We start from the raw sequence: 13,049 nt of genomic DNA, 5'->3' as shown, positions 1-13,049 counted from the left end.
TCACATCGAGCCGAAGAACGAACGTGGTTGTGGCCCTCGTCATAAGCGTACTTACTCGATTGTAAGCAGGCCGATCATTCCGATAGCGTCCGATTTGCGCGTCTGTGAGGACGTGGCGCAAAGCTCGATGAGGAGTGATCGTGGTTTCGAATGTTGCTGTCGTGGACGAGCCGAAAATCGTTCCGGCAGTCGGGGACTTGTCCAAGGTCCGCCGAATGGTCGATGCCAGCACCACGGTCCGTCATTTCTTCCGATTCGCCGTCGTCACATCGAACATGCCCGAGGCGGTGCGCAGGGTGCGGCTGGGGGCTGGGTTCCTGGTGGCCTTTACTCTCGGGCATTTCGTGCTCGGCCTGCTCGATAATGTCGAATCCGCAAGTGCTAGTTCGGCCGAGTTCTTTGCCAGCTGGGTGCTCGCCGCCAACGTCTTGATCTTCGGGCTCAGGGAACTCTGGGTCTGGGTGACCGCGGTGATCCTGGCGAGCGTGCAGATCTTCATCGGACTCTTCACCACCATTTCCGGGCTGCCGTCTCAGGTGGGCGTCCTGCCGGTCCTCGCGGTCATCGCGGGCGCAGCCGTGATCGTCGGGCTGCTGTTGCGCCCCGCATCGGCAGGATGGTTCTTCCGCAAGACAGCCTGATCGACCGCGCTTGTCCTGCACGTTGCTGCGGTGCCGGCCGAGCGTCGGCCCCGATCGGCCTGTCGGACCCGCTCGATAGGCTTGATGGGTGGCAGATCCAGCGACGTACCGGCCCGCGCCCGGCACGATTCCCGTCGAACCCGGTGTGTACAAGTTCCGGGACTCCTACGGGCGGGTCATCTATGTCGGCAAGGCCAAGAGCCTGCGCAGTAGGCTGAACTCGTACTTCGCCGATGTCGCTTCGCTGCACCCGCGGACGCGGCAGATGGTCACCACCGCCGCGAGCGTGGAATGGACGGTCGTCTCCACCGAGGTCGAAGCGCTGCAGCTGGAATACAACTGGATCAAGGAATTCGATCCGCGCTTCAACGTCCGCTACCGCGACGACAAGTCGTATCCGGTGTTGGCGGTCACCCTCGACGAGGAGTACCCGCGGCTGTTCGTGTATCGCGGCGCGCGCCGTAAGGGTGTGCGGTACTTCGGCCCCTACGCGCACGCCTGGGCGATCCGTGAGACCCTCGACCTGCTGCTACGTGTGTTCCCTGCGCGGACCTGCTCCAATGGAGTCTTCAAGCGGCACAACCAGATCGGCCGCCCCTGCCTGCTGGGCTACATCGATAAGTGCGCGGCGCCGTGCATCGGCAGGGTGAGCGCCGAGGAGCACCGCGACATCGTCGACGACTTCTGCGACTTCCTGGCCGGGCGCACCGACCGCATGGTGCGCCAATTGGAACGCCGCATGCTCGACGCTGCCGAAGAGCTCGATTTCGAGACCGCCGCCCGGCTGCGTGACGACGTCCAGGCGCTGCGGAGGGCACTCGAGAAGCAGGCCGTCGTGCTCGGCACCGGCACCGACGCCGACGTGATCGCCTTCGCCACCGACGAATTGGAGGCGGCGGTGCAGATCTTCCACGTCCGCGACGGCCGGGTCCGCGGCCAGCGTGGTTGGGTGGTCGACAAATCCGGCGACGCCATCGATGTACCGGAAGCCGGTGGCGAAATGGCGGCCCTGGTGGAACAGTTCCTCACCCAGTTCTACGGCGAGCAGGTGGCGCAGGTCGAACAGGGCGAGGACGAGCAGCCCACGCACGTGGTGCCGCGGGAGGTGCTCGTTCCGCAATTGCCTGCCGACGCCGAGCAGGTCCAGGAATGGTTGAGCAGGCTGCGCGGATCGGCGGTGCAGCTGCGGGTGCCGCAGCGCGGGGACAAGAAGGCGCTCGCCGAGACGGTGCAGCGCAACGCCATGGAGGCGCTGGCTCAGCACAAGCTCAAGCGCGCAGGCGATCTGACGTCGAGATCGCAAGCGCTGCAAGACATTCAGGACGCACTCGATCTCGACAGCGCGCCGTTGCGCATCGAATGTGTGGATATCAGCCACGTGCAGGGCACCGATGTGGTGGCCTCCCTGGTGGTGTTCGAGGACGGCCTGCCGCGCAAGTCCGAGTACCGCCACTATGCGATCAAGGAGGCTGCGGGCGATGGTCGCTCGGACGACGTCGGCAGCATTGCCGAGGTGACCCGTCGCAGGTTCCTCCGGCTGCGCAGAGACCGCGACGCCGCCGAGCGCAGCGAACTGGACGGCCCGCCGGGCGTCGTCGCGGGCAGCGCCGAACCGGAGCTAGTCGGGTCCGACGCGGTCGTCGATCGGGAAGCGACGATCGTCGACGCATACGACGACGCCGATCTCCCCTCGCTTCCAGGCATCGATCCACGCACCGGCCGCCCGAAGAAGTTCGCCTACCCGCCGAACCTCTATGTCGTCGACGGCGGTGCACCCCAAGTCGCCGCCGCGGCCGAGGTGCTCGACGAACTCGGCATCACCGATGTCGCGGTGATCGGCCTTGCCAAGCGGCTGGAGGAGGTGTGGGTGCCGGGGGAGAGCGACCCGGTGATCATGCCGCGCAACAGTGAGTCGCTGTATCTGTTGCAGCGAGTTCGCGACGAGGCGCACCGATTCGCGATCACCTTCCACCGCAGCAAGCGTTCGCGGCGGATGACCGCCTCCGCTCTCGACTCGGTGCGTGGCCTCGGCGCGGCGCGGCGGACCGCGTTGGTCACCCACTTCGGTTCGGTGGCCAAGTTGAAGGAGGCAACAGTCGAGGAGATCACGGAAGTGCCCGGCATCGGCGTGGCGACAGCCAAAGCGGTGCTCGCAGCGCTTCGAGAGGAGTAGTAAGGAACAGCGCCCTCGGAACCGCCGGAAGTTCCGTGCCGCCTACGTTGTGTGTCTGCGCCCGATACCCGAAGCGGTGCGGGATGATCGACAGGCACCTGAAACAGATCCGGTAGGACATGACACGCGTCGAATCGAACAACAGTGCGGGCAGTCCGCGGCCGACCGCTGGGCGGGCCGGCTCGGTGGATGCTGACCTCACGCCGGTCGAGGGGGGGTTGCGGGAGGTCGAGGCCGTTATCGTGACGGGCCTTTCCGGTGCGGGACGCGGCACCGCGGCCCGGGTGCTCGAGGATCTCGGCTGGTACGTCGCGGACAACCTGCCGCCCGAGCTGATCGGGCGCATGGTCGAGCTCGGTGCCTCCGCCGATCCGCCGATCCGCAGACTGGCCCTGGTCATGGACGTGCGAAGTCGATTCTTCACCGGTGATCTCTCCGTCGTCACCGAGCAACTGCGGGCCCGCGGCGTACGGACACGGGTGCTGTTCCTCGAGGCATCCGACGACGTGTTGATCCGGCGCTTCGGCTTCGCCCGCAGACGTCACCCGTTGCAGAGCGAAAGCACCGATGGCACCCTTTCGGCAGGCATCGCCGCGGAACGAGTCCGCCTCTCTACCGTGAAAACTGCCGCTGACCTCGTCATCGACACCACCGAGCTGTCGGTCCACCAACTGCATCGCAAGCTGGAGGAGGCCTATGGCGGCGGCGCGCCGGCCGCGCTGCAGGTGACCGTGCAATCCTTCGGGTTCAAGTACGGGGTTCCGCTGGACGCGGACATGGTGTTGGATGTGCGTTTTCTACCTAATCCACATTGGATACCGGAACTTCGGGAACATTCGGGACAGGAGACCGTGGTCAGCGAGTATGTGCTGTCGCGCCCGGGCGCGGGCGACTATCTGCGCACCTGCCACCACCTGGTCGACCTGACGACGAATGGTTACCGCCAAGAGGGGAAGCGATACATGACGGTGGCAGTGGGCTGCACCGGAGGTAAGCACCGCAGCGTGGCAATTGCGGAAGCGCTGGGCGAGTTGATAAGCGCGGGGACCGGCGAAGCCGCGGATGTCGTGCGGATCGTGCATCGGGATCTGGGGCGCGAATGACCGGGTGGGAATCCAATCCCGCCATCGTTGCTCTGGGTGGCGGGCACGGCCTGTATGCGACGCTGACGGCCGTGCGGCGGCTGACCACGAAGATCTGCGCGGTGGTGACCGTCGCCGACGACGGTGGCTCCTCTGGCCGACTGCGTGCGGAACTGGGTGTGCCGCCGCCGGGCGACCTGCGGATGGCGCTTGCCGCACTAGCTGCCGACAGCGACGACGTCTTGACCCGGACCATCCAGCATCGGTTCGGCGGCACCGGCGCACTGGCCGGGCATTCGGTCGGAAACCTGATACTGGCCGGTCTCACCGAGGTGCTCGGTGATCCGGTGGCCGCGCTCGACGAGGTCGCGAAGATGTTGCGGGTCACCGGCAGAGTGCTGCCGATGTCGCCCATCGCGCTCGATATCGAAGCGGATGTCTCTGGGCTGGAAGCAGATCCGCGAGTCAGCCGCTGTATTCGCGGACAGGTTGCCATAGCGACGACTCCGGGTAAGGTGCGGCGGGTGCGGCTGATACCGTCGGATCCGCCCGCGAGCCAGGAGGCGACCTCGGCCATCGAGCACGCGGATGTCGTTGTGCTCGGCCCCGGATCGTGGTTCACCAGTGTGATTCCGCACGTGCTCGTGCCCGAACTGCGCGACGCGCTGGTGTACACCAGAGCCAGAAAGGTGCTTGTGCTCAATCTCGCCGCCGAGCCGGGCGAGACGGCGGGGTTCTCCACCGAACGGCACCTACATGTATTGTCCCAGCACGCACCGGAATTCGTGGTCGACGAGGTACTGGTCGATTCCGGGTCCGTGCCGGAAGGTCGCGAAAGAGAACATGTGGCCAGGGCTGCCGAACAATTGCGGGCGCGAGTAACCTTCTCCGATGTCGCCGAAGCGGGAACGGACCGGCATCACCCCGGAAAGCTTGCCGCCGCACTGGATCAGCTGATCCGGCAACCTCGGCCACACATGGCAGGGCTTCGAGTCGAGGGACGTCACATGGGTCAGGATGTGCGTTCCGGGTTGGGTGGAAAGGAGCGCGTCTCGTGGCGATGACAGCCGAAGTGAAGGACGAGCTGAGCAGGCTCACGGTCTCACAGGTGAGTTCCCGCAAGGCGGAACTGTCGGCGCTGCTGCGGTTTGCGGGCGGCCTGCACATCGTCGGCGGGCGGGTGATCGTCGAGGCCGAGGTGGACATGGGTTCCATTGCGCGCAGGTTGCGCAGGGAGATCTTCGAGCTATACGGCTACGGTTCCGATGTGCACGTGCTCGGTGCGGGCGGTCTTCGCAAGACCTCGCGTTATGTGGTGCGCGTGTCCAAGGAGGGTGAGGCGCTGGCCAGGCAGACCGGGCTGCTCGACGTGCGTGGGCGTCCGGTGCGCGGCCTGCCTGCCCAGGTGGTCGGCGGCAGCATCGGCGATGCCGAAGCGGCTTGGCGCGGAGCGTTTCTCGCGCATGGCTCGCTCACCGAGCCGGGTCGTTCCTCGGCGCTGGAGGTGAGCTGCCCCGGCCCGGAGGCGGCACTGGCATTGGTCGGCGCCGCACGGCGCCTCGGCATCACGGCGAAGGCACGCGAGGTGCGTGGCACCGATCGGGTTGTCGTCCGCGACGGCGAGGCGATCGGCGCGCTGCTGACCAGGATGGGGGCGCAGGACACCAGGCTCACCTGGGAGGAGCGCAGGATGCGCCGCGAGGTGCGTGCCACCGCGAACCGGCTGGCGAACTTCGACGACGCGAACCTGCGCCGCTCGGCTCGCGCCGCGGTTGCCGCGGCGGCCAGGGTGGAACGCGCGTTGGACATCCTCGGCGACGAAGTGCCCGACCATCTCGCGGCCGCGGGCAAGCTGCGCGTTCAGCATCGTCAGGCGTCGCTGGAGGAGCTCGGCCAGCTGGCCGACCCGCCGATGACGAAAGATGCTGTGGCGGGCCGGATTCGGCGCCTGCTGTCGATGGCCGATCGGCGTGCCAAGGATTTGGGCGTGCCCGACACCGAATCGGCCGTCACCGCAGAGCTACTCGACGACGCCTGAGCTGTTTCGACCGGACAGTTCGGTTTCGAACCCGCCGCGGACCGGGGTCTGCGGCGGGTTCGCAGTATCTGAACGCGGGTGTCGGTTCGAGCCGAGCCGACTGCCGCGGAGCGAGCCTTACGGGCGACCGTTCGCGGCCCGTCTCGCGTCCGGGTGGCCGAAGTGCACGCGCCGAGGCGCGAGTCTCGGCTGCTCGGACGCGAGACCGAGGGGGCCGCGAACACGCAGTGCCGTAGGCGCTGCAAATCCCACACAGCCCGGGCATTAGGGTGGTTATGGCATCGGAATGAATCCGCTTGAAAGCTGAGGAGCGATAACGTGACTGTCCGGGTAGGCATCAACGGCTTCGGTCGTATCGGACGTAACTTCTTCCGGGCGGTGGAAGCGCAGAAGGCGCTCGGCACCACCGACATCGAGATCGTGGCGGTCAACGACCTCACCGACAACGCGACCCTCGCGACCCTGCTCAAGTACGACTCGATCCTCGGCCGTCTGCCGCAGGACGTCTCGCTGGACGGCGACGACACCATCGTGGTCGGCGAGCAGCGGATCAAGGCACTGGCCATCAAGGAGGGCCCTGCCGCCCTGCCCTGGGGTGACCTGGGCGTCGACGTCGTCGTCGAGTCGACCGGCATCTTCACCGACGCGACCAAGGCCAAGGGCCACATCGCCGCGGGCGCCAAGAAGGTCATCATCTCCGCGCCCGCCAAGGGTGAGGACCTGACTGTCGTCATGGGCGTCAACGATGACAAGTACGACGGCAGCCAGAACATCATCTCCAACGCCTCGTGCACCACCAACTGCCTCGGCCCGCTGGCGAAGGTGCTGAACGACAGCTTCGGCATCGAGCGGGGTCTGATGACCACCATCCACGCCTACACGCAGGACCAGAACCTGCAGGACGGCCCGCACAGCGACCTGCGTCGCGCCCGTGCCGCCGCGCTGAACATCGTGCCCACCGGCACCGGCGCGGCCAAGGCCATCGGCCTGGTGCTCCCGGAGCTCAACGGCAAGCTCGACGGCTACGCGCTGCGTGTCCCGGTCCCGACGGGTTCGGTCACCGACCTCACCGTGAAGCTGACGAAGTCGGCCTCCATCGACGAGATCAACGCCGCGTACCAGGCGGCCGCCGAAGGTGCGCTGAAGGGCTTCCTGAAGTACAACGTGGACCCGATCGTGTCCAGCGACATCGTCACCGACCCGCACTCCTGCATCTACGACGCGCCGCTGACCAAGGTCATCGACGATCAGGTGAAGGTCGTCGGCTGGTACGACAATGAGTGGGGCTACTCCAACCGCCTCGCCGACCTCATCGGTCTCGTCGGCAAGTCGCTCTGAGACGATGGCAGTCAAGACACTCCAGGATCTCCTGAGCGAGGGTGTCGAGGGTCGGGGCGTGCTCGTGCGCTCCGATCTGAACGTCCCCCTCGACGACAACGGTCAGATCACCGATCCAGGCCGCATCATCGCCTCGGTGCCCACCATCAAGGCGCTGGTCGAGGCCGGTGCCAAGGTGGTCGTCACAGCGCACCTCGGCCGCCCCGAGGGCAAGCCGGATCCGAAGTTCTCGCTGGCTCCTGTCGCGGTGCAGCTGGCGGAGCTACTCGGCCGCAATGTCCAGCTCGCCGGTGACGTCGTCGGCTACGACGCACTGTCGCGCTCGGAGGGCCTCACCGACGGTGATGTGCTGCTGCTGGAGAACGTGCGCTTCGATCCGCGGGAGACCAGCAAGGACGACGCCGAGCGGGCCAAGCTCGCCGCGGCGCTGGTCGAGCTGGTAGGTGACGATGGTGCGTTCGTCTCCGACGGTTTCGGTGTCGTGCATCGCAAGCAGGCCTCGGTCTACGACGTCGCGAAGCAGCTTCCGCATTACGCGGGCACGCTGGTCGCCGCCGAGGTCGAGGTGCTCGCGAAGCTGACCGAGAACGCCGAACGTCCGTACGCAGTTGTGCTCGGCGGCTCGAAGGTCTCCGACAAGCTCGCGGTCATCGAAGCGCTTGCGCCGAAAGTCGACACGCTGGTCATCGGTGGCGGTATGTGCTTCACCTTCCTTGCCGCACAGGGGCTCCCGGTGGGTGCCTCGCTGCTGCAGGAGGAGATGATCGATACCTGCAAGGGTCTGCTCGAGCGCTACGCCGACGTGATCCACCTGCCGCGTGACATCGTCGTCGCGAACAAGTTCGCTGCCGATGCAGACTCGAAGATCGTTGCGGCCCACGAAATTCCGGAGGGTTGGCTGGGTCTGGACATCGGCCCCGAATCGGTGAGCAGGTTCGCGGCGCTGCTGACCGAGGCGCGCACCGTCTTCTGGAACGGCCCGATGGGTGTGTTCGAGTTCGAGAAGTTCGAGGCAGGCACCCGGGGTGTCGCCGAGTCGATCGTGACCGCAACCGGCAAGGGTGCGTTCACTGTTGTCGGCGGCGGTGATTCGGCTGCGGCGGTGCGGGCGCTCGGTTTGCCCGAGGACGGTTTCTCGCATATCTCCACCGGCGGCGGCGCGTCGCTGGAATACCTGGAGGGTAAGGAACTTCCGGGCATCGCGGTTCTGGAGGACTGACCATGGCACGCAAGCCGCTCATCGCGGGCAACTGGAAGATGAACCTCAATCACCTCGAGGCCATCGCTCTGGTGCAGAAGATCGCATTCGCGTTGCCGGAGAAGTACTTCGCCAAAGTCGACGTCACCGTGGTCCCGCCGTTCACCGATCTGCGCAGCGTGCAGACCCTGGTGGAGGGTGACAAGCTGCTGCTCACCTACGGTGCGCAGGACGTGTCCACCCGCGACGAAGGCGCGTACACCGGCGAGATCAGCGGATCCATGCTGGCCAAGCTGGGGTGCACCTACGTGGTTGTCGGGCACTCGGAGCGTCGGCAGTACCACCTGGAGGACGACGCCACCGTGCTCGCCAAGGCGAAGCAGGCGCTGAAGTACGGGATCACACCGATCGTCTGCATCGGTGAGGGCCTGAACATCCGTGAGGCGGGCACGCACGTCGAGTACAACCTCGAGCAGTTGCGAGGATCCCTGAAAGGTCTATCGGCCGAACAGATTTCGAAGGTTGTCATCGCCTACGAACCGGTCTGGGCCATCGGGACCGGCAAGGTCGCCACGCCTGCCGACGCGCAGGAGGTGTGCGGCGCGATCCGTGCCGAGCTGGCCCAGCTGGCCGACCCGGAGGTCGCCGCGGGTGTGCGGGTGCTCTACGGCGGTTCGGTGAACGCCAAGAATGTCGGCGAGCTCGTCTCACAGACGGATATCGACGGCGCGCTGGTCGGTGGCGCTTCGCTCAAGGGTGACGAGTTTGCCACCCTGTCGGCGATCGCCGCGGGCGGTCCACTTCCGTAAGCGTTTCTCGTAATGAAGAGCCGGACATCGACACGATGTCCGGCTCTTCGTTCTTCGGCAGGGAACACTTCGGTTCCGGTGCGCGATTCGGCGCGTCAGCTCACCCGGCGCGCAAAATCAGGCCGTTGCCGCGGTCATTGCGCAGGGTGAGGGTGTCCGCGTCGATGGTGGCGGTGGTTCTGCCGTCGAGGGCCGCTAGGACGGCGTTCTCGACTTCCATCACCTCGGGTGGGCACAGCATCCTGGTGGCGGCGACCTGGAAGGTGACATCGGAGCCCGCGATGGTGGCTCGGCCGGTCAGACGATTACAGCCGCCGCTACCCGTCACGGCGCCGTCGCCGGCGATGGTGAGGGTCGGTTTCACCTCATCGATGGTTTGGGAACGGGTCCTCGCGTCGGGGGTAGTGGTCTCGGTGACGATCCAGGTGGTGCCGGTCAGTGGTTTGTCGGGATGGGCGAGCTTCTTGTCGAGCATGTGCACCGTCGAGGTGGTGCCGTGCAGGGTGAGTTTCGCGTCGTCGAGCTGCCAGCTCGGCGTTGAGCTCACCAGGGTCGTGAGCCATTCGTCGGTGCCCGCGCGGTCACCTGGGCAGGCCATCAGCGTGCCTGCCAGCGCCGGTACCTTCAGCTTGTGATCGTCGAGGGCAACCGCGCCGCTGAAGGTGTTGCAGCCGGCGGCGGCGGAGATACGGTCGTCGGCGAACGTCAGTGTCAGCGGCCCGCCGCCCGGTATCGGCGTGCCCTCGATGTCGGTGGAGACGTAGGTGTGGCCCATTGGGGTCGGTCCGGGCCCGGCGGCGTTCTCCGAGTCGTTCGTGCAGGCAGCCGCCCATAACGTGAGCAGGACGATCGGACCGAGGCGCACGAAGTTAGCCGACATGTTGCGATCGTACCGACGGTGCGGTGCCGAAACCGGGATTCACGTTCCGGACCGCCCATTGACGGATGCTGTCGGCGGCCGACCGTGCCGGGCCCCATCGCCGCGATCGGTGAGGAGGGCTATCAGCGCGCCACCGTGCAGGAGATCTGTGGGCGCGCAGCGCTTTCCGCCGGGGCGATGTTCCGGCATTTCGATAGCGGGCTCGACCTGATCGTGCCTCGGAGGAGGTCTTCGCCCGCCAGCTTGCCGCCTTCCGGGAGGTAATGGAACATCCTGACGCACAGGTTGATTCACTCGACCTCGCGCTGCGGTTCCTGTGCGAGGCGCAATCGTCGAACCTCGACCATGCGTTGCGGGAGATCTACCGCGCGGCTCGTTCCGACGTCGAGCTGCGCACCAGGATCGAGCCGCCGGTGGCGAGCTACTACCGGGGAGGTCATCGCGGGGCGTCGAACAATCCGGAGTGCTGCGCCGCTTCCTGCCGTGGCTGCGCGAATCCCTGTTCTTCCTTGTCCTGCACCTGTTTTCGGGCTGGGCGATCGTCAGAAAGGTGCACGCGCGCCCTGACCTCGACACGTCGCCGCTGGAGCTGGTCGAGGACATGCTGAGGACATACGCCGAATCCCTGTCCAACGGGCAGTAGTCGGCGAGCTGCGTCGACCCAGTGCTCCGTCCTCAGCCGGAACATGACCGCACGCGACGCTAAGCTCAGCCCCGTGACCGCCGCCGACGCAACGACCCCGCTATCCACCTGGGCACCGTTGCGATCGCCGGTCTATCGGGCACTGTGGATCGCGCAGCTGGTGTCCAACCTGGGCACCTGGATGCAGACCGTCGGTGCGCAGTGGATTCTGGTCGACGAGCCGAATGCCGCGACGCTGGTCTCCTTCGTACAGACCGCGATCACGCTGCCGGTGATGTTGTTGGCCATCCCGTCGGGGGTGATCGCCGATCTGGTCGATCGGCGCAGGCTGTTGCTCGGTGCGCAGTCGGTGATGGCCTTGCTCGCCGCGTTGCTCGCGGTATCGACGGCGACCGGGCAGACCACCCCTGCGGTGCTGCTGACACTGCTGTTCTTGCTGGGTTGTGGGCAGGCGCTCACCGCACCCGCCTGGCAGGCAATTCAGCCGGAACTGGTTCCGCGCGAACAGATTATCTCCGTCGCGGCGCTGGGCAGCATGAATATCAATATCGGGCGAGCAGTCGGCCCCGCGGTGGCCGGTGTGCTGGTCTCCGTCTCCGGGCCAACCCTGGTGTTCGTGCTCAATGCGCTTTCTTTCGGTGGGATCGTCACGGTGCTTGCGCTGTGGCGGCGGCCGCGGACCGACCAGACTCTGCCGACCGAGCGTCCCCTCGCGGCCCTGCAGGCGGGCACCCGCTTCATTCGGGCAGCTCCCGCGATTCGTCGCGTGCTGTTGCGCGCGATTTTCTTCATCGCACCGGCGAGCGCGTTGTGGGCCTTGCTGCCGGTCATCGCCCGCGACGAATTCGGGCTGTCTTCCGCCGGCTACGGCCTGATGCTCGGTGCCCTCGGCATCGGTGCGGTGCTCGGCGCACTTACGCTGTCGCGATTGCGCTCGATGCTGACCCCGACGCGGCGACTGGCTGTGGCGGCGGTGCTGTTCGGCGTCGCGACGGTAGGGACAGTGCTGCTGCACTCGGTGCCGGTGGTGCTCCTCCTCCTGGTCGGCGCCGGTCTGGCCTGGCTGCTGGCGATGTCCACACTGAACTCGACCATGCAGCTGCTCTTGCCCGCGTGGGTACGGGCGCGGGGGTTGTCGGTGTACATGCTCGTGTTCATGGGCGGTCAGGCGATCGGGTCGCTGGTGTGGGGACTGGTCGCCGGTGCGGTCGGCACGGTGTCGACCATGCTCATTTCCGCCGCGTTGCTCGCCTGTTGCGCGGTGAGCACGGTCTGGCTGCCGATCCGGCACAACGCCGAGGAGTTGGACCTGCGGCCGTCGGCATTCTGGCCGGAACCGCAGCTCGTGGTCGAGCCCGATCCGGCCGACGGCCCGGTGCTGGTGCTGCGCAACTACGACGTGCCCGCGGAGAACGTCGAAGAGTTCCTGGCCGCGATGGCCTTCGTCGGGCGTTCGCGGCAGCGCACCGGCGCGATGGAGTGGCGGTTGTATCGCGACGTCGGTGTGCTCGACCGTTATGTCGAGGCTTTCGTGGTGCGGTCCTGGGCCGAACATATGCATCAGCATCAGGTGCGGCTCACCGCCCGAGATCAACTGCGGGAACAGGCCGTGACGGCGTTCACCAACGGCGACGACACGGTCACCCATCTGGTCGCGGTGGAGCCGCATTAGGTCCGGCAGGGACGACCCCATAGACTGTCCGACATGCGGATGTTCCTGGATATCCTCCTGATCGTCACCAGCGTGCTGCTGGTGCTGCTGGTGCTGCTGCACCGCGCCAAGGGTGGAGGTCTGTCCAGCCTGTTCGGCGGCGGTGTCCAGTCCAGCCTGTCAGGATCCACTGTCGTCGAGAAGAACCTCGACCGCGTCACCATCTTCACCGGCATGGTTTGGCTCATCGCCATCCTCGGCATCGGCCTGGAGATCAAATTCGCCTGACGGTCCTTCGGGCCCAACGCCGCAGCTCACGATTCGAGTGAGCTGCGGCGATTTGTGCTGCGCCGAAGGACCCGGTCGGCGCCGAACATCGACGCCGGCGACTGCGCTGTCGAATCGGCGAATTCTGTCCGCGCCGACGGTGATGGCCCAAGGGATCTGCCGATCGAATCCAGCCTGACGATGTGGAAACACCGCAGGGGACCGGACCAACGATCCTGTTCTGTCACGGCGCTCCGGCGTAGAGCTTCCTCTACCGCCACATCGTCAACGACCTGCCCGACCGGTACCGATGTCGCCGTCGACTAACT

General features: G+C 66.3%; 13 protein-coding genes. 12 read left to right on the top strand and 1 reads right to left on the bottom strand.

The genetic code is table 11. The annotated features are described in order from the left end of the window. Nucleotides 1-140: 140 nt before the first annotated feature. The 8 genes from AB0M74_RS04135 to tpiA all read left to right on the top strand — a co-directional run bounded on the left by AB0M74_RS04135 (nucleotide 141) and on the right by tpiA (nucleotide 9,279). Complete coding sequence (locus tag AB0M74_RS04135) at nucleotides 141-641, top strand: hypothetical protein (protein ID WP_364901419.1); 501 nt, start codon at nucleotides 141-143, stop codon at nucleotides 639-641. 88 nt (nucleotides 642-729) lie between these two features. Continuing rightward, on the top strand, nucleotides 730-2,814 hold the full coding sequence (uvrC, locus tag AB0M74_RS04130; RefSeq protein ID WP_364901417.1) for an excinuclease ABC subunit UvrC: 2,085 nt from the start codon (nucleotides 730-732) through the stop codon (nucleotides 2,812-2,814). 119 nt (nucleotides 2,815-2,933) lie between these two features. Beyond that, a complete protein-coding gene (rapZ, locus tag AB0M74_RS04125; protein ID WP_364901415.1) occupies nucleotides 2,934-3,917 on the top strand; it encodes an RNase adapter RapZ in 984 nt (327 codons plus the stop codon). Then, the gene (yvcK, locus tag AB0M74_RS04120) at nucleotides 3,914-4,960 is read left to right on the top strand and encodes a uridine diphosphate-N-acetylglucosamine-binding protein YvcK (RefSeq protein ID WP_364901413.1); all 1,047 of its coding nucleotides are present in this window, start codon (nucleotides 3,914-3,916) and stop codon (nucleotides 4,958-4,960) included. Before rapZ ends, yvcK begins: the two co-directional genes overlap by 4 nt. After that, nucleotides 4,951-5,934 carry a DNA-binding protein WhiA gene (whiA, locus tag AB0M74_RS04115; RefSeq protein ID WP_364901411.1) on the top strand — a complete coding sequence of 328 codons (984 nt, stop codon included), beginning with the start codon at nucleotides 4,951-4,953 and terminating at the stop codon, nucleotides 5,932-5,934. Before yvcK ends, whiA begins: the two co-directional genes overlap by 10 nt. A 318-nt stretch (nucleotides 5,935-6,252) precedes the next feature. After that, nucleotides 6,253-7,272 carry a type I glyceraldehyde-3-phosphate dehydrogenase gene (gap, locus tag AB0M74_RS04110; protein WP_364901409.1) on the top strand — a complete coding sequence of 340 codons (1,020 nt, stop codon included), beginning with the start codon at nucleotides 6,253-6,255 and terminating at the stop codon, nucleotides 7,270-7,272. A 4-nt stretch (nucleotides 7,273-7,276) separates the two neighbouring features. Then, nucleotides 7,277-8,491: a phosphoglycerate kinase gene (locus tag AB0M74_RS04105; protein ID WP_364901407.1), complete on the top strand. Its 1,215-nt coding sequence runs from the start codon at nucleotides 7,277-7,279 to the stop codon at nucleotides 8,489-8,491. Between the two features lie 2 nt (nucleotides 8,492-8,493). Further along, nucleotides 8,494-9,279, top strand: a complete 786-nt coding sequence (tpiA, locus tag AB0M74_RS04100; protein WP_364901406.1) for a triose-phosphate isomerase — start codon at nucleotides 8,494-8,496, stop codon at nucleotides 9,277-9,279. Between the two features lie 100 nt (nucleotides 9,280-9,379). Here tpiA and AB0M74_RS04095 read toward each other — a convergent pair whose 3' ends face one another. Continuing rightward, nucleotides 9,380-10,159 (bottom strand): META domain-containing protein, encoded by a 780-nt coding sequence (locus tag AB0M74_RS04095; protein ID WP_364901404.1) that lies wholly within the window; start codon nucleotides 10,157-10,159, stop codon nucleotides 9,380-9,382. Nucleotides 10,160-10,177: 18 nt separating this feature from the next. On the opposite strand from AB0M74_RS04095, the gene AB0M74_RS04090 reads away from it, so the two are divergent. From AB0M74_RS04090 to secG, 4 genes are all read left to right on the top strand, one after another. Beyond that, nucleotides 10,178-10,423: a helix-turn-helix domain-containing protein gene (locus AB0M74_RS04090; RefSeq protein ID WP_364901402.1), complete on the top strand. Its 246-nt coding sequence runs from the start codon at nucleotides 10,178-10,180 to the stop codon at nucleotides 10,421-10,423. A gap of 199 nt (nucleotides 10,424-10,622) precedes the next feature. Next, nucleotides 10,623-10,802: a hypothetical protein gene (locus AB0M74_RS04085; protein WP_364901400.1), complete on the top strand. Its 180-nt coding sequence runs from the start codon at nucleotides 10,623-10,625 to the stop codon at nucleotides 10,800-10,802. Between the two features lie 73 nt (nucleotides 10,803-10,875). Next, the gene (locus AB0M74_RS04080) at nucleotides 10,876-12,474 is read left to right on the top strand and encodes an MFS transporter (protein ID WP_364901398.1); all 1,599 of its coding nucleotides are present in this window, start codon (nucleotides 10,876-10,878) and stop codon (nucleotides 12,472-12,474) included. A gap of 33 nt (nucleotides 12,475-12,507) precedes the next feature. Beyond that, nucleotides 12,508-12,741 (top strand): preprotein translocase subunit SecG, encoded by a 234-nt coding sequence (secG, locus tag AB0M74_RS04075; protein WP_364901396.1) that lies wholly within the window; start codon nucleotides 12,508-12,510, stop codon nucleotides 12,739-12,741. Nucleotides 12,742-13,049 lie beyond the last annotated feature (308 nt).

It is taken from the genome of Nocardia sp. NPDC051463, from assembly GCF_040681975.1.
In the GTDB taxonomy this organism is placed as follows: Bacteria; Actinomycetota; Actinomycetes; order Mycobacteriales; family Mycobacteriaceae; genus Nocardia.
The sequence above is the reverse complement of the archived record's forward strand: the minus strand, read 5'-3'. Positions and strand labels throughout refer to the sequence as shown.

Bases quoted from the DNA above. Each gene is read 5' to 3' on its own strand.
- yvcK (WP_364901413.1), top strand. From the start codon at position 3,914: ATGACCGGGTGGGAATCCAATCCCGCCATCGTTGCTCTGGGTGGCGGG.
- tpiA (WP_364901406.1), top strand. From the start codon at position 8,494: ATGGCACGCAAGCCGCTCATCGCGGGCAACTGGAAGATGAACCTCAAT.
- AB0M74_RS04105 (WP_364901407.1), top strand. From the start codon at position 7,277: ATGGCAGTCAAGACACTCCAGGATCTCCTGAGCGAGGGTGTCGAGGGT.
- rapZ (WP_364901415.1), top strand. From the start codon at position 2,934: ATGACACGCGTCGAATCGAACAACAGTGCGGGCAGTCCGCGGCCGACC.
- secG (WP_364901396.1), top strand. From the start codon at position 12,508: ATGCGGATGTTCCTGGATATCCTCCTGATCGTCACCAGCGTGCTGCTG.
- AB0M74_RS04095 (WP_364901404.1), bottom strand. From the start codon at position 10,159: ATGTCGGCTAACTTCGTGCGCCTCGGTCCGATCGTCCTGCTCACGTTA.